The 15,998-nt window shown below is 74.9% G+C and carries 8 protein-coding genes; 5 read left to right on the top strand and 3 right to left on the bottom strand.

What is annotated here, in order from left to right; all coding sequences use genetic code 11:
• The first annotated feature begins 617 nt into the window (after nt 1-617).
• Both AC069X_RS08295 and AC069X_RS08290 read left to right on the top strand, forming a co-directional pair.
• Nucleotides 618-2,828: an asparagine synthase-related protein gene (locus AC069X_RS08295; protein WP_478726397.1), complete on the top strand. Its 2,211-nt coding sequence runs from the start codon at nt 618-620 to the stop codon at nt 2,826-2,828.
• A 484-nt stretch (nt 2,829-3,312) separates the two neighbouring features.
• Nucleotides 3,313-6,531: a BTAD domain-containing putative transcriptional regulator gene (locus AC069X_RS08290; protein WP_478726395.1), complete on the top strand. Its 3,219-nt coding sequence runs from the start codon at nt 3,313-3,315 to the stop codon at nt 6,529-6,531.
• Here the strand turns inward: AC069X_RS08290 and AC069X_RS08285 are convergent.
• Together AC069X_RS08285 and AC069X_RS08280 are read right to left on the bottom strand one after the other, a co-directional pair.
• Nucleotides 6,518-8,515, bottom strand: coding sequence for a sigma-70 family RNA polymerase sigma factor (locus AC069X_RS08285; RefSeq protein ID WP_478726393.1), 1,998 nt, complete (start codon nt 8,513-8,515; stop codon nt 6,518-6,520). The two genes, AC069X_RS08290 and AC069X_RS08285, sit on opposite strands and share 14 nt — an antisense overlap.
• Before the next feature lie 402 nt (nt 8,516-8,917).
• Nucleotides 8,918-9,691, bottom strand: a complete 774-nt coding sequence (locus AC069X_RS08280; RefSeq protein WP_478726392.1) for a TetR/AcrR family transcriptional regulator — start codon at nt 9,689-9,691, stop codon at nt 8,918-8,920.
• A gap of 351 nt (nt 9,692-10,042) precedes the next feature.
• Here AC069X_RS08280 and AC069X_RS08275 point away from each other — a divergent pair, with 351 nt between their 5' ends.
• Together AC069X_RS08275 and AC069X_RS08270 are read left to right on the top strand one after the other, a co-directional pair.
• Nucleotides 10,043-11,461 (top strand): NAD(P)/FAD-dependent oxidoreductase, encoded by a 1,419-nt coding sequence (locus AC069X_RS08275; protein ID WP_478726390.1) that lies wholly within the window; start codon nt 10,043-10,045, stop codon nt 11,459-11,461.
• A gap of 247 nt (nt 11,462-11,708) precedes the next feature.
• Complete coding sequence (locus tag AC069X_RS08270; protein WP_478726994.1) at nt 11,709-13,448, top strand: ATP-binding SpoIIE family protein phosphatase; 1,740 nt, start codon at nt 11,709-11,711, stop codon at nt 13,446-13,448.
• A 94-nt stretch (nt 13,449-13,542) separates the two neighbouring features.
• Here AC069X_RS08270 and AC069X_RS08265 read toward each other — a convergent pair whose 3' ends face one another.
• Nucleotides 13,543-14,844: an MFS transporter gene (locus tag AC069X_RS08265; RefSeq protein WP_478726992.1), complete on the bottom strand. Its 1,302-nt coding sequence runs from the start codon at nt 14,842-14,844 to the stop codon at nt 13,543-13,545.
• A 132-nt stretch (nt 14,845-14,976) separates the two neighbouring features.
• Between AC069X_RS08265 and AC069X_RS08260 the strand changes: the two genes are divergently transcribed.
• A complete protein-coding gene (locus AC069X_RS08260; protein WP_478726388.1) occupies nt 14,977-15,513 on the top strand; it encodes a MarR family winged helix-turn-helix transcriptional regulator in 537 nt (178 codons plus the stop codon).
• The last annotated feature ends 485 nt before the right edge of the window (nt 15,514-15,998 follow it).

The raw sequence follows: 15,998 nt of genomic DNA, 5'->3' as shown, positions 1-15,998 counted from the left end.
TTCGTAAACCCAGCGTAGTTCCCCGCCTCCCAAGCGTTAAGGCCCCGACTTCCGTATGGCGGGATTGTTGTCCGTATGCACAGTCGGCGCGGGGGTTGTGCCCCGGGCGCACGTGTCAGCTCGTGCTCCGGCCGTGTGGCCGTGCGCCCGGCCGTGCGCTCTGGCCGGTCCCGGGGCCCGGCGATTCGATGTGCGGTGCGTGGGTCGGCCCGCCGCGTGGAACCGGTGGGCCGGGGGATGCCGCTGCCTCAATCCCCGCGGGTGGCGGAACGGTCCGGGAGGTGGGAGACGCCTCCCGGACCGCGCCCCCGCGGCCGTGCCGGCCCCCCGCGCGAGGGTGCGCAGGGGCCCTCAGTACGGCCGAAGAATGGCCGAAACCGACCTATGGGGCGGTGGGAACGGAACGCCAAATACCGCGTGGCCGGGGCGTGTTCGTTTACATGTGCGCCCCCCGAAGCCCCTCTCGCACGCCCTTCTCGTGGCAGCATGGACCCCGAGCCACCCGGGGTCCCGCCGGCCGCGCCCTCCGAGCGCCGACGCACGCCGACGCACGTTGTCCGTGCCGTCCCGGCCGAACGTTGCCCCGGTCATTTGCCCACGGGCTGGGGGAGGCGGCGGTGCGCTGGTTGGTCGGGTGGAGCAGTATCGCCGCGAGCTTCGGCACGGCCGGACGGGTCCCGTCCGGGCCCGCCGACGCCGGTCACGGCCCCTCGTACGGCCGCCCGCCCCACACCCGGCCCCCGCAGCACGGCGGCATCGCCGACGCCGCCCACGCCGACGACCCCGCCGCCCAGGACGCCGAACGCACCGTCCACCCCGTCGGCGCCCAGCTGCTGTGGGGAGACCCCGACCCCCTCTGGGCCGTCGGAGACTGGCGACCCGACGAGATCCGCACCGTCACCGCCGACCCCGCCGACCCCTTCACCCGGCTCGCCGTCCTCGGCTGCTGCGGCGCCACCGACGCCGAACTCCGCCGCGCCCTCTACGCCGCCCGCGGCGGCGCCCTGCGCCACCTCACCGAGTGGCCCGGCAGCTACACCGCCGTCGTCCAGGCCGGACGCCGCATCACCGTCCTCGGCGACCTCGCCGGCGCCCGGCCCGTCTTCTACACCCCCTGGGCCGGCGGAACCGCCTACGCCACCGCCGCCCTCCCCCTCGCCGACCTCATCGAGGCGCAGCTCGACGTCGGCCACCTCGCCGCCCTCCTCGCCTGCCCCGACAGCCCCGAGGCACTGGGCGACGGCACCCCGTACGCCGGCGTCCGGCGCATCCCGCCCGGCCACACCCTGATCCTGCGCGAGGGCTCCCGCGAGATCACCGGCTACGAACCCGTCGCCTCCCTCGCCGTCGCCGCCCCCGAAGCCGATCCCGACCGGGCGGTGGAGGGCGTACGGGAAGCGTTGACCGCCGCGGTGCGCGCCCGGCTCACGGCACCGCGGCATGCTCCCGAGGCGCTGGTTCCCGACCCCGGACCCGTCCCCGGCATGGGCCCCGCCGACCGGCGCGCCGCCCGCGGCGCCCCCGCCCCCGGCGTCGGGGCCGACCTCTCCGGCGGCACCGCCTCCGCGACGCTGGCCCTCCTCGCCGCAGGCCTGCCCGGCGCACCCGGCACCCTCCAGGGCTCCGGCTCACGGCTCCTCGCCGTCACCTTCAACGACCTCGCCACCCCGCAGGGCCGCGAGGGCGAACTCGAACGCGCCCACGCCCTCGCCGCCGACCCCCGGCTGCACCACGTCGTCGTCGCCGCCGCCGAGGAAGCCCTCCCGTACGCGGAACTCGACGGCCCCCTCACCGACGAACCCGGCCCCTCCCTCGTCTCCGCCGCCCGCGAACGGCGCCGGCTCGCAGCCGGCTCCGCCGACCACTTCACCGGCCACGGGGCCCGCCGCGTCCTCGACGCGCACCCCGCCCGCATGGCCGACCTCCTGCTCGACCGCAGACGCCGCCACCTGCTGCGCCCCGTCGCCGCCCTCGCCCGCTCCGCGCCCGCCGACCCGCTGCTCGTCCCGTTCTCCGTCTACTCGGCCGCCCGCCGCCTCGCCCGTACGCCGTACCGCGCGGGCATGGAGGCCGCCGCCGCCCGGCTCCGCGAGGGCGGCGCCGTCACGGCCGCGTCGGGGCCGGTCGACGCCTCGCTGGCGGCCCTCACCTGGTCCCGGCCCGGCCCCGCCGCCGGCTGGCTCACCGGCGAAGCCCTCGCCGAAGTATCGATCCGGCTGCGGGCCGCCGCCGGACGTCCCCCGCTCTCCCTGCGCCCCGGCGAGGCCCGCGCCCGCGCGCTGCTCGCCCGTCACGCCGCCGACCACCGGGTCTTCGAGCAGGCCGTCGAGGTACGCAGCCAGCGCCTGCACGCGCCGTTCCTCGACAACCAGGTCGTACGGGCCGCGCGCGCCCTGCCGGAGTCCCTGCGCGTGCAGCCCGGGGCCCGCGCCGAGATCCTGCGCTGCGTCCTGGCCTCCGCCGGGGTGCGCGAACTCCCGCCCGGCTGGGGCGCCACCGAACACACCCCGAACGAGACCGCCACCCGCCTGGGGCTGCGGGCCGCCCTCGGCTCCCTGCTGGCCCTCTTCACGGCGCCGCTCCTCGCGGACGCCGGGCTGGTCGACGCCCGGGTGGTGCAGCGGGCCCTGACCGACGCGGCGGAGGGGCGGCCGGTGCCGCTCGACGGGCTGGCGGAACTCGTCTCGATGGAGCTGTGGCTGCGGCGGCTGCTGTCCCGCCGGGGCACCTGCTGGACCGGCACCTCCACACCCCGCCGCCGCGCCGTCCCGGCCCTGGACACCGCCCTCCCGCGCCTGACCCCGCCACCCCTCCCGGCAGCCCGCTGACCCGCGCCGCCGTCCGGCGGGTTCCGGCCTCGGCCGGCGTTCGAGGCGCGGGGGCCGGGGGCGGGGCGGAGCCCGCCGGGAGGGGGTCCGGGGAAACGCCCCGGGGAACGGGCGAAGGGTGGGCCGGGGACCCCGCCCCGCGCAGCGGCCCCGCCGCGGCCACCCCCGCTGGTGCCGGTGCCGCCCGTGCCGCGCCCGCTGGTGCCGGTGCCGCCCGTGCCGCGCCCGCCCCCGCCGGGGCCCCCACGCCGGTGCCGCGCCCGCCCCCGACCGTGTGCCCCACCGCAACCGCCCCCACCCCCGCCCGTGCCGCGTGCCGCGTGCCCCGTGTCGCGCCCGTGCCCCGTGTCGCGCCCGTGCCCCGTGCCGCGCGGAAACCCGCAGCCACCCCCGCCCGTGCCCCGCGCCCGCCCCCGCCCGCGCCGCGCCCCGCCGCGCCGAAAACCCGCACCCACCCCCGGCAGGGGCACGGCAGAATGACCCGGTGCGCTACCAGATCCTCGGCCCCACCAGGGCTCATGACGACACCGGCGCCTCCCTCACCCCCGGCGGGCCCCGCCTCCGCGCCCTCCTCACCGCCCTCGCCCTCCGCGCCGGCACCCCCACACCCGCGTCCGTCACCGACCTCGTCGACGAGGTCTGGGGCGACGCCCCGCCGCAGGACGCCCCCGCCGCCCTCCAGGCCCTCGTCGCCCGCCTCCGCCGCACCCTCGGCGCCGGGCGGCTGACCACCGACCCCGCCGGCGGCTACCGCCTCACCGCCGCCCGCGACGACGTCGACCTCCACCGCTTCACCCGCCTCGCGGCCCTCGGCGCCGAGCAGCTGGCCACCGACCCCGCCACCGCCGCCACCACCCTCCGGGCCGCCCTCGCCCTGTGGCGCGGCCCCGCCCTCGCCGACCTCCCCGAGCCCGCCCGCACCGCGCACGCCGCCGCCTGCGAGGCCCGCCGCTCCGGCGCCGAGCGGGACCGCATCGAGGCGGACCTGCGCAGCGGCGCCACCGCTCCCGCCGAACTCCTGCCCGAGATCGAGGCGCTGATCCAGGAGCATCCGTACGACGAACCACTACGCGCCCAGCAGCTCCGCGCCCTGCGCGCCGCGGGCCGCCCCGCCGACGCGCTCGCCGCCTACGAGCGCACCCGCCGCGACCTCGCCGAAGGCCTCGGCACCGATCCCGGCCCCGAGCTGCGCGCCCTGCACCACGAGCTGCTCCAGAGCCCGCCCCCGCAGCCCCGCGGCAACATCCGCCCCCGCCTGACCTCCTTCGTCGGCCGCGAGCCCGAACTCGCCGCCCTCGCCGACGACCTGGACCGCGTACGCCTCGTCACCCTCACCGGCCCCGGCGGCTCCGGCAAGACCCGTCTCGCCGAGCACGCGGCCGCCGCCCGGCCCGACTCCGGCTGGCTCGTCGAACTCGCCCGCCTCGACCACCCCGCCGCCGTACCCGGCGCCGTCCTCAGCGCGCTCGGCCTGCGCGAGAACAGCCTCGTCGCCCGCGAGAAGGCCGCCGCCGACGACGACCCCACCGCCCTCCTCGTCGAGCACTGCGCACACCGCCGGCTGCTCCTCGTCCTGGACAACTGCGAGCACGTCATCGTCGCCGCCGCCGAACTCGCCGAGCGGCTCCTCACCCACTGCCCCGGCGTGCGGATCCTCGCCACCAGCCGCGAACCCCTCGGCGTGCCGGGCGAGTTCCTGCGCCCCCTCGACCCGCTGCCGCCCGGCCCCGCACACCGGCTGTTCGCCGACCGGGCCGCCGCCGCCCGCCCCGGCTTCGACCCCGGCGACGACCCGGCCGCCGTCACCGAGATCTGCGCCCGCCTCGACGGGCTGCCGCTCGCCATCGAACTGGCCGCCGCCCGGCTGCGCCTGCTCACCCCGCGCCAGATCGCCGACCGGCTCGACGACCGGTTCCGCCTGCTGACCGGCGGCGCCCGCACGCTGCTGCCGCGCCAGCAGACCCTGCGCGCCGTCGTCGACTGGTCCTGGGACCTCCTCGACGCCGCCGAGCGGACCGTCCTCGCCCGCCTGTCCGTCTTCGCCGGCGGCTGCGACCTGGACGCCGCCGAAGCCGTCTGCGCGGACGCCGCCACCGCTGACATCACGGACATCGCGGACCCCACCGACGTAGCCGGCACCATGGCGACCCTCGTCGACAAGTCCCTCGTCGTCGCCGAGCCCGACCCCGACGGCATGCGCTACCGGCTCCTGGAGACCATCCACGAGTACGCCGCCGAACGCCTCGCCGAGGACCCCGCCGACGCCCGTGCCACCGCCCTCCGGCACGCCGAGCACTACCTCGCCCTGACCGAACGGGCCGAGCCGCTGCTGCGCTCCGCGGACCAGCTCCCCTGGATCCGCCGCTTCGAGACCGAGATCGACAACCTGCGCTCCGCACTCCACACCGTCGTCGAGGGCGAGGCGGGCGCCGCCGGCACCGGGATCGCCCAACGCATGCTGGCCGGCATCGGCTGGTTCCTGTGGCTGCGCGACTACCGCGCCGAGGGCGCCGACTGGACCGCCCGGATCCTCGCCCGGACCCCCGTCGAACCGCCCGAGGGCTCCCCGGAGTACTGGCCCCACATGCGGCTGCGCATGCTCCACATGTTCCTGCTCGCCGAGAGCGCCGGCGCGGACCGCTTCCGCACGCCCGAACACCGCGTGCAGGCCGCCCGCGTCAAGGAGGCCTTCCGCCACGGCTCCCCGGAAACCACCCGCTTCCCCGGCATGCTCTGGCCCGCGATCTGCTTCCTCACCGGCGACGTCGAGCACTTCCACGAGAGCATCGACGAGTCGATCGCCAACTGCCGCCGCCACGCGGGGGACTGGGAAACCGCCATTCCCCTGCTGATGCGCACCCACTTCGCCATCGACATGACCGGCGGCCTCGGCACCGTGGACGCGGACCTCGCCGAACTCGACGCGATCGCCCACCGCGTAGGCGACCGCTGGATCCGCGCCCAGGTGGCCAGCGCAGCCGGGGAGGCCGCCCTCTCGCGCGGCCAGTACGCCACCGCCCGCGCCGCCTACGAGGAGTGCCTGCGCCTGGCCCGGGAGGTCGGCGCACGGATCGAGGCGCCCTTCGCGATCGCCCGCATCGCCGAGACCGAGTACTGCGCGGGGAACTTCGACGCCGCCGAGGAGCTGCTCGCGGAGGCCGAGCGAGAGGCCGACGAGCAGGGCGGGGTGTACGACGTGAGCGCCTTCAGCCGGTTCCTGTCCGCGACGCTCGCACTCCGGCGCGGCGACCTGGCCCTCGCCCGCACCGAGTGCGCCGCCGCCCGCGCCGCGGGCGAACGGATCACCGTGCCCGCCCAGCTCACCGCCGGGATGGCCCTGATCGAAACCGTCCTGGACGCCCGCGAGAACGGCCCGGAAGCGGGCCTCGCCGGGATCGGACCGGCCCTCGCCACGGCGGTGACGGCACACTGCGCGGAACGCGTCCTGGCGGGCCTCGCCGAGGCGGCGTCCCTGTTCCTCGCCGACGCCGGCCGTCCCGAGGAGAGCGTACGAATCCTCGCGGCGGCCACGGCCTGGCGCGCGGGCCAGCCCCGCTCGGTCCCGGAGGAGGCCGCCCTGGAGGGGCTCCCGGAACGCACCCTGGCCGCCCTCGGGGCGGCCGGCCAGGCCCGGGCGGAGGCCGAGGGCCGCGGCCTGACCCCGACGGAGGTCGTCGCCCTGCTCGGCGTCAGCGGCAGCTGATCACCGCGTCGGCCCAGCTCGCCAGCGTCGGCAGCCGCCCCTGCCCGGACTGCTCCACGACCAGCCGCAGCTTCGTCCGCCCGGCCAGCGACACCTCGACCGGCACCGGGGCGTCGTCGTACCCGACCGCGCCGGAACGCCACAGCCGCTGCCCGTCGCCGTAGACGGAGAACCGCACCGTCCCGTCGCCCGGCAGCGACAGCCCGTCCACCCCGGCCCGCGCCGAGAAGCCGGTGCACTGCCGGTTGAGGCCGATCTCCACGCTGGAGCGGGAGTGGACGGTGATCCCCTGCCCGAACCGCTGACCTCCGACCACCAGCCCCCACCGCTGCCACACCCAGCTGCTGCGCCACGTCTCCAGCTCGGGACCGGTGTGCCGGCCGAGCGCGGAGTGCCCGAGCCGGGCCAGCGGGAACCCTTGCGGCGGCTGCGGCGCGGGCGAGGGCGGCGCCGTCGTGGGCCGGGCCGGCGTCGGGGACGGCGTCGGCGTGGGGGAGGGCTTCGGCCGCGGGCTCGCCGGAGCCGACGGCGGCGCGGACGCCGGAGCCGGAGCCGACGACGCGGGCGCGGACGGCACCGCGCTCCGCCCGGGCGGCACCGACCCGCGGGCGGCCGGAGCCGGAACCCCGGGCGGCGTCGACTCCGGCGCGGCGGACGCGGGAGGCGCGGGCACCTCGGGCGCCACCGGCGCCACCACACCGGGCGCGGGCCCGGCCTGCGGCTCGGCCTCGTCCCCGGCCAGGGCGAACACCACCCCGGCGGCTGCGGCGACCGCTATCCCGGCGGCGATGGCGGCTTTGGCGGGCAGCCCCAGCCCCTCGGAAACCACCGCCCCACCAGCACCGCCACCCGCCCCCGCACCCGCACCCCCGGCCGCCCCCGTACCCCCGGCACCCGCCCCGGCCCCAGCAGCCCCTGCCCCGGCCCCGGCCCCGGCCGACGACCCTCCCGCCGCCGCGGCGGCGGCCCCCGCGCCGCCGGCGGCGACGGCCCCACCGGCCACCACACCGGCCGCCTTGGCGGCGTACCCGGCGGCGAACCACCCGATGACCGCGACCGGCAGCAGCGCGGGAATGCCCGCGTTGACGTCCTTGAGCTCCCCGGCGGCCAGCCGGCACTTCGCGCACTCCTCCAGGTGCTTGCGCAGCCCCCGCTCCGCCCGCATGCGCAGCCCGCCCCGGGCGTACGCGCCCAGCCGGTCCGCGTACCGGGCGCAGTCGCCGCCCGAACTGAGCGCCGAGCTCACATGGGCCTGGAGGTACGCCTGCTTCAGGCCCTCCCGGGCCCGGCTGGCCAGTACCGCCGTCGCGTTGGCGCTCAGCCCGAACAGCGGCGCGATCGCACTCGGCGAGGCCTCCTCGACGGTGGTGTGCCACAGCACGGCCTGCCACCGCTCCGGCAGGCTCCGGAAGGCCTGCATCGCGAGCGAACGCTCGGCCTCGTGCATCGCCCGTACCTCGGCGCCCAGTTCCAGGGTGTCGTCCCCGGACAGCCCGCCGGTGCGCTCCGCACCCACGGCCGCCTGCTCCGCGAACACTGCGAAGTCCTCGACCAGATGCTCCCGCCGGGCGGTCTTCGCCCAGGCCGCGGCGACCCGCCGCACGGTGGTCAGCAGGTAGGCCCGCACCGACTGGTCCGGCCCGGCCCCGCCCCGTACCGCCTGCAGCGTCCGCGCGAACACCTCGGCGGTCAGGTCGTCGGCGGTGTGGTCGTCCCGGCAGCAGGTCCGCGCGTAGCGCCGCACCGAGTCGGCGTGCCGGCGGAACAGCTCCTCGTACGCGCCGTCGTCGCCGCCGCGCATCCGGGCGATCAAGTCCCCGTCGGAAGGCGGAAGTTCCGCACCGGACGGGCGGGAAGCGGCGTGCCGGCCGCCGCCGCGTTCGCGCTGGGCCGGGACCTGCCGGGCGGGCAGGCTGCCCGCTCCGGCCTCGGCGCCGGTGCCACCGATCCCACCGAGGGACTCGTCCCGCCCGTCAACGCTCATCGCGGAAGCCTCCGCACGACACACTCGAACCGGTACACCGATCCAGCCTGTCACACGGCACTGGCGCCCTGGAGCCCTCTCCGCGGCATCCACTCATCCGGGGACAATCCGGCGAATCGCCGTACTGCTCCTCACCCCTTCGAGCGACCTGCCGTTCGAGGACCGCCGTTGACCACACGGCCACACGGCCACACGACCACACGACCACACGACCACACCACGGACCTGAGCCCCCGCTGCCCGCGCCGACGGTGACCGTCCGCCCCCGCCGGCCAGGACGACCCCGACCGGGACCGACAACCGGGCCGACGGTGACCGTCCGCCCCCGTCGACGGCCCGGCCCCCACCCCTGCGGGGGCCGGCACGTCAACGGACCGGCGACGGATCAGCCCGGGCGCCCGCTCACGCGGTGCGGGAGCGCAGCCCCTCCAGCAGGATGTCCAGCAGCCGGGCCGAAGCCGCGGCCTGCTGGGCCGGGTCGGGCAGCGCGGGCGCGGCGGTCGCTATCACCAGCAGCACATCGGCCACGGTGACATCGGTGCGCAGCTCACCGGCCTCCCGCGCCCGGTCCACCAGCCGGCCGACGACCTCCAGGAGCGCGCCCGCTCCGGCGTCCTCCGACGGCTCGTCCTCGACCGAAGCGCGAGCACCCACGACGCGCAGCTCCGCGGTACCGCCCGCGGCGGCCTGCCGCTGGTGCGGGACGCGCGCGGCGGCCTCGTCGGCGGCCGCCTCGTCCTCGGCGGCCGAGCCGACCCGCAGCACCTGCGGAGGCAGCAGCCGGCCCGCGCCGGAGGCGACGGAGGTGCGCAGGAAGCGCGACAGCGCCTGCCAGGGCTCCTCCTCCTGGCCGAGGGCGGACTTGGCCTGCTCGGTGAGCCGGGCGGTCTCCTCCTCGGCTATCCGCCGGACCAGCACGTCCTTGCTCGGGAACCGCCGGTAGACGGTGCCGACGCCGACCCGGGCCCGCCGTGCCACGTCCTCCATCGGAGCGCCGTAGCCCAGCTCGCCGAAGACCTCGCGGGCCGCACGCAGGACGTGCTCGAGGTTGCGCTGCGCGTCGACGCGCAGCGGCGTGGACCGGCCCACTCCGTGGGTGGTCGAGCCCGCCATCACGCGTCCGCCGGTCTCCGCGGACAGAGCGGTGACAGAGCCATGGAAATCGGAAATGTTCATATGTATCCCCCGGTAATCACTTGTCTCACTTGTCTCCCCCCGGAGACACTCCCCGCCTTCGTGTCGAGGGGGGCCACGGTCGTGAGGGCCCTGGTCCTACATCCTCGACGAGATACGAACATAGTTGAGCCAGAGTCAATTCAGAAGAGGCAGCCCCCGACCGAGCACCGCCCGATCGGAGCATTCACCCCCACTTTTCCGCCGCAACTCCCCGGAATCACCCCTTCCGAAGCCCTGACCTGCGGACTTTCAGAGTGATGGGGATCTCCCGACGGCCCTGTCCCACCACCCCCACCGGTCACACAATTTGCCGGGCCTGTGGACAAACTCCCGGCCACGTTGCGTCATGGGGTGGTGAAGGCTGCTAACTCCCGGGGCGACGACCCCGGTACCCCGCCCCGCACGCGCATCCTCGTCGTCGGCGGCGGCTACGTCGGCATGTACACGGCCCTGGGTCTCCAGCGGAAGCTGAGATCCGGCGAAGCCGAGGTCACCGTGGTGACCCCCGAGCCCTACATGACGTACCAGCCCTTCCTCCCGGAAGCCGCCGCCGGCGCGATCTCACCCCGGCACGTCGTCATCCCCCTGCGCCGCGTCCTGGACCGCTGCCGCATCGTCATCGGCGAGGCCCGGCGCATCGACCACGCCAAGCGGACCGCGACCGTCACCACCCTCGCCACCACCGAGGAGGGCACCGGCGGCATCGAGATCGAATACGACGAACTCGTCCTCGCCCCCGGCTCCGTCTCCCGCACCCTCCCCATCCCGGGACTCGCCGACTACGGCATCGGATTCAAGACCGTCGAAGAGGCCATCGGCCTGCGCAACCACGTCATCGAACAGATGGACATCGCCTCTTCCACCCGCGACCCCGCAATCCGCGACGCGGCCCTCACCTTCGTCTTCGTCGGCGGCGGTTTCGCCGGAGTCGAGGCACTCGGCGAACTGGAGGACATGGCCCGGTACGCGGCCCGCTACTACCACAACATCAAACCCGAGGACATGAAATGGGTGCTGGTCGAGGCCAGCGACCGGATCCTCCCCGAGGTCGGCCCCGAAATGGGCGTCTACACCGTCCGCGAACTGCGCAGCCGCAATATCGACGTCCGCCTCGAGACCCGCCTCGAATCCTGCGAGAACCGCGTCGCCGTCCTCAGCGACGGCTCCCGCTTCCCCACCCGCACCATCGTCTGGACCGCCGGCGTCAAACCCCACCCCGTCCTCGCCGCCACCGACCTCCCCAAGAACGAACGCGGCCGCCTCGTCTGCACGTCCTTCCTCACCGTCGAAGGCGTCGAACACGCCTGGGCCGCCGGCGACGCCGCCGCCGTCCCCGACATCACCGCCGACGAACCCGGCCGCGAAACTGCCCCCAACGCTCAGCACGCCGTCCGCCAGGCCGGACAGCTCGCCCACAACCTCGTCGCCGCCCTGCGCGGCGAAGCCCTCACCGAGTACGCCCACAAATACGCCGGCTCCGTGGCCTCCCTCGGCCTGCACAAGGGCGTCGCCCTCCTCTACGGCCGCAAGCTCAAGGGCTACCCCGCCTGGTTCATGCACCGCGCCTACCACCTCAGCCGCGTCCCCACCTTCAACCGCAAAATGCGCGTCCTCGCCGAATGGACCCTCGCCGGCCTCTTCACCCGCGAGATCGTCTCCCTCGGATCCCTCGAACACCCCAGGGCAGAATTCGAACTCGCCGCGGGCGGCAGCCCCCGCCCCCACCCGCCCAAGCCCGCCCCCGAACCCCCGGGCGAAGACCAGGGCTGACGCCGTCAGTGCCGTCGGCCACACTGGACGTGTGACCATAGGTGGGCTCACGCCTGCACACAGTGACATCCGCGGAGCGCCATCCGCCGGATCACCCACGAGCGGGACCCACCGACCAGGACCGAGAGCGGCACCGACGCGCCGCACCCGCAGCGACACCGTCCAGCGACCGACCACAGGGGCACCCCCCGGCACCCGCCGGGCGGACACACCGCGACCACCTGCGACACCACGAGGCTTGAACGCAGTGAACTTCACGCGCTGGAGCGCCCGCTTTCCCGGCACGCGACGCGCCGCCGCCCGGAACGAGCACGCCGCGGCCCAGGCCAAACGCGGTGAGGGCTCCGTCCCGGCAGCCCGCGGCGCCGCCGCGCACCCCGCCGCGCCCACCGACGGCACCCCCGCCGACACCACCGTCCACGGCACCGGCACGGCACCGCTCCCCGCCGCCCCCGCCCTCGACGAACTCCCCGTACGGGAAGTCCTCGGCCTGCTCCCGGCCCTCGTCGCCCTCGTCCACGGCCCCGAGCACCGCGTCGCCTACGTCAACGACGCCTACACCGCCGGCTTCGGCCCTCGCACCACCGGAGCCCCCGCCCACATCGCCCTGCCCGAACTCGGCGAACTCGGCCTGCTGCCCCTCCTCGACCAGGTCCAGCGCAGCGGCAAGCCCCGCACCGCCAAGAACCGCACGGCCCCCGGCGGCGGCAGCTCGTACACCGTCACCTGCACCCCCGTCGAGTTCCCCAAGGCCACCACCGACGGCGAACCGGACCCGGAGCACACCGGCATCCTGGTCCACCTCGCCGACGTCACCGACCACGCCGAAGCCGTCGAGCGGCTGCGCGCCAGCGAGCGCCGCCAGCGCGAGGCCGCCGTCACCCTCCAGCGCTCCCTCCTGCCCCAGGAACTGGAACAGCCCGACGACCTCCGCATCGCCGCCACCTACCAGCCCGGCGGCACCGAAGCGGCCGTCGGCGGCGACTGGTACGACGTCATCACCCTCGGAGCCGGCCGCACCGCCCTCGTCATCGGCGACGTCATGGGCCGCGGAGTCCGCGCCGCCGCCGTCATGGGCCAGCTCCGCACCGCCGTCCGCGCCTACGCCCGCCTCGACCTGCCGCCGCACGAGGTCCTCCAGCTCCTCGACGGCCTCGCCGCCGAGATCGACGCCAGCCAGATCGCCACCTGCGTCTACGCCGTCCACGACCCCAACGAAGGCCTCCTGGCCTACGCCTCCGCCGGCCACCTCCCCATCCTGGTCCGCGACGAAGACGGCACCGTACGCCGCGCCGCCGACCCCACCGGCCCGCCCCTCGGCACCGGCGGCTGGCTGCACTCCTCCGGCACCATCGCCCTCGGCCCCGGCTCCACCGCCGTCCTCTACACCGACGGCCTCGTCGAACGCCGCGGCGAGGACATCGACGAAGGCGTCGCCGCCCTCGAACGCGCCCTCGCCGGAGCCCAGGGCACCCCCGCGATCATCTGCGACCGCCTCATGCGCGCCCTCGGGGTCGACGCCGACCACGACGACGACGTGGCCGTCATGGTCCTCCAGCAGCCCGCCCGTACCGGAGTCGACGCGGAGCTCTTCCACAACGCCGCCCTGGAACTCCTCGGCGGCGTCGAGGCCGCCCCGCGCGCCCGCGCCTTCGCCCAAGGCGTCCTCAGCTCCTGGCGCTTCCCCGTCGAGCTCTGCGACCTCGGCGTCCTGGCCGCCAGCGAGCTCGTCGCGAACTCCCTCCAGCACGGCACCCCGCCCATGCGCCTGCGCCTGCGCCGCACCGACCGCCGCCTGATCGTCGAGGTCACCGACGGGGACGACCACCTCCCGCGCCGCCGCCGCGCCGAACCGGCCGACGAGACCGGCCGCGGCATCTCGATCATCGCCACCATCGCCTCGGCCTGGGGCTCCCGCCGCACCCCCGGCGGCGGCAAGGCCGTCTGGTGCGAGTTCGCCCTGCCGGACAAACAGCACGACAAATAGCAGGACGAGCAGCACCGGCAGCAGCACAAAAGGGGAGGGCCCCCGGCCCGAAGCACCGGAGGCCCTCCCCCACACACACCCACACCCACGACCGCTACGCGGACACGCGCTCCGCCCGCTCCACGGCACCGGCCGGCTTCGAGGCCACCGCCGGCCCCTGCGCCACGACCCTGCTCACCAGCGACGGGTTGTCCTGCACCGGGCTCAGCCGCCCGCCCAGCCGCAGCGCCAGCACCGCGATCCCGAGCGACACCACCACGAACACCCCGATGTAGAGCATCGGGATCCCCGCACCCAGCGGCACACCCAGCGGCCCCAGCGCCAGCGCCATCTGCTTCACCAGGGCGAAAGCCGAGTTGTACTGCCCGACCGAGCCCTCCGGAGCCAGATCGGCCACCAGCGGCGCCAGCGTCGGCGACAGCATCGCCTCACCGATGCCGAAGAGCGCGTACGTCGTGATGAACGCGGCGGCCGCCATCACCGCGCTGCCGTGCCCCAGCCCCGAGAACCCGGCGATCACCCACGCCACCGTCCAGATCAGCCCGACCAGCGCGATCACCCGCGACCGGCGGCGCTTCTCGACCAGCCGCAGCACCACGAACTGCGCCACGACGATCGCACCCGTGTTGGCGGCGAGCGCGAACCCGAGGGTCGACGGGGAGATCCCCGCGGCCTCGGTCCCGAAGGCCGCCAGACCCGACTCGAACTGCCCGTAGCAGGCGAAGAACAGCACGAAGCCCAGCACGCACAGCTGCACCATCGCCTTGTGCCGCAGCAGCGCCTTCCAGCCGCCGCCCGCCGGAGCCGCGTCCTTGGCCATCGCCTCGCTGATGTTCTGTACGTGCGGCATCCGCACGGTGGCGATCACGACCGCCAGCACCAGGAACATCACGGCCTCGATGCCGAACAGCAGGGTGAAGCTGGCGGGCCGGCTCTCGTCGACGATCTGGCCGCCGACGAGGCCGCCGATGCCCAGCCCCAGGTTCTGCATGAAGAACTGCAGCGCGAAGGCCCGCGTACGGGTCGACGGCGTCGAGCACCACACGATCACCGTGGCCAGCGCCGGCTGCATCACGGCCTGCCCGGCACCCAGCGCCAGAGCGGACAGCAGGATCGGCACGATGCCGGTGGCCAGACCGAGCGAGAGCGCACCGACGGACGCGGCGACGGCGGCACCCATGACCACGGGGACCGGACCGCGCCGGTCGATCACCCGGCCGGTGAAGGGCAGCGCGACGAGAGCGCCCAGGGCGAACGCCACGAACGCACTCGTGGCCGCCATGGAACCCAGACCCCGCACCTGCGCCACGTAGATGTAGAGGAACGGAACCGTGAAACCGATGCCGAACGCGGTCAGCGCGTTGCCGGCCTGGATCCGCCGCATCGCAGCGCCCATCACCTTGGTCACTTCTCACCTGCCTTGAGAGCCGAAGACTGAAGACTTCAGAACTTCATACCTAAACTTCGATCCTTAACTCTACACATCGAAGGAGTTAGACGCCAACGGGTTCATGCGATACTTCGGACCATGGCTGACACCCCCGACGGCACGACGCCGGCCCAAGAGCCGAGCCTCGACGAGCAGATCGCCGTCTACCAGCGCGAGTTCCAGGACCTCGACCCCCAGGTCGAGAAGGTGGTCTCGGCCCTGAGCCGGCTGAACCGCCGTATGAACGTCGCGTACGGCCGCCAGACCGCGGCCCTGGGCATCAGCAACGCGGAGTGGGAGGTCCTCAAGGCCCTCGTCATCTCCGGGGCGCCGTACCGCATGGGCCCGAGCGAGCTCGCGAAGCAGCTGGGCCTGACGCCGGCGGCGATGACGCACCGGATCGACCGCATGACGGCGGAGGGCCTGGTCACGCGGGAGCGGGACGAGTCCAACCGCGTACGCGTGATCGTGGAGCTGACGGACGAGGGCCGCAGCAAGTGGCTGGACGCGATGCGTGCGGCCACGGTCTTCGAGGAGGACCTCCTCCAGGACCTCTCCACCGCGGAGCGCGGAGTGCTGGGAGACATGCTCACCCGGCTCCTGGACCGCGTGGAGGACCTCCAGTCCCGGGCCTGACCGGCTCCGGAACGGGCCTGCGGGGGCCTGACCTCCCGGGTTGACACACCCTCCGCCGATCCGTAAGGTTCTCCGAGTTGCCCCGGAGCCGGAAGGTTCCGGAGTCAACGAATCCCGCCGCCTCGTAGCGGCAACCTACTCAGCACGACATCCCACAGGGAACGAATTCGGCATGTCCGAATTCATTTCCGAAGGCCCGATTATCGGTTGCCGGGGAAATCCGCTAGAGTTCAGGTGTCGGAAGGGCCCAACAGCCCGGAAGACAAACCCCGCTGACTGGGGGTCAGGCCCGAAAGGATCTGATAGAGTCGGAACCGCCGGAAAGGGAAAGCGCGAAAGCGAAGGACCTGGAAAGCAAGCGAGAAAGACTCTGATAGAGTCTGAATCGCAAGAACGAAAGCCCGGAGGAAAGCCCGAGAGGGTGAGTACGAAGGAAGCGTCCGTTCCTTGAGAACTCAACAGCGTGCCAAAAATCAACGCCAGAA

The sequence above is a fragment of the Streptomyces sp. NPDC043896 genome (assembly GCF_056435605.1).
This window is presented reverse-complemented; position numbering and strand designations above follow the sequence as displayed.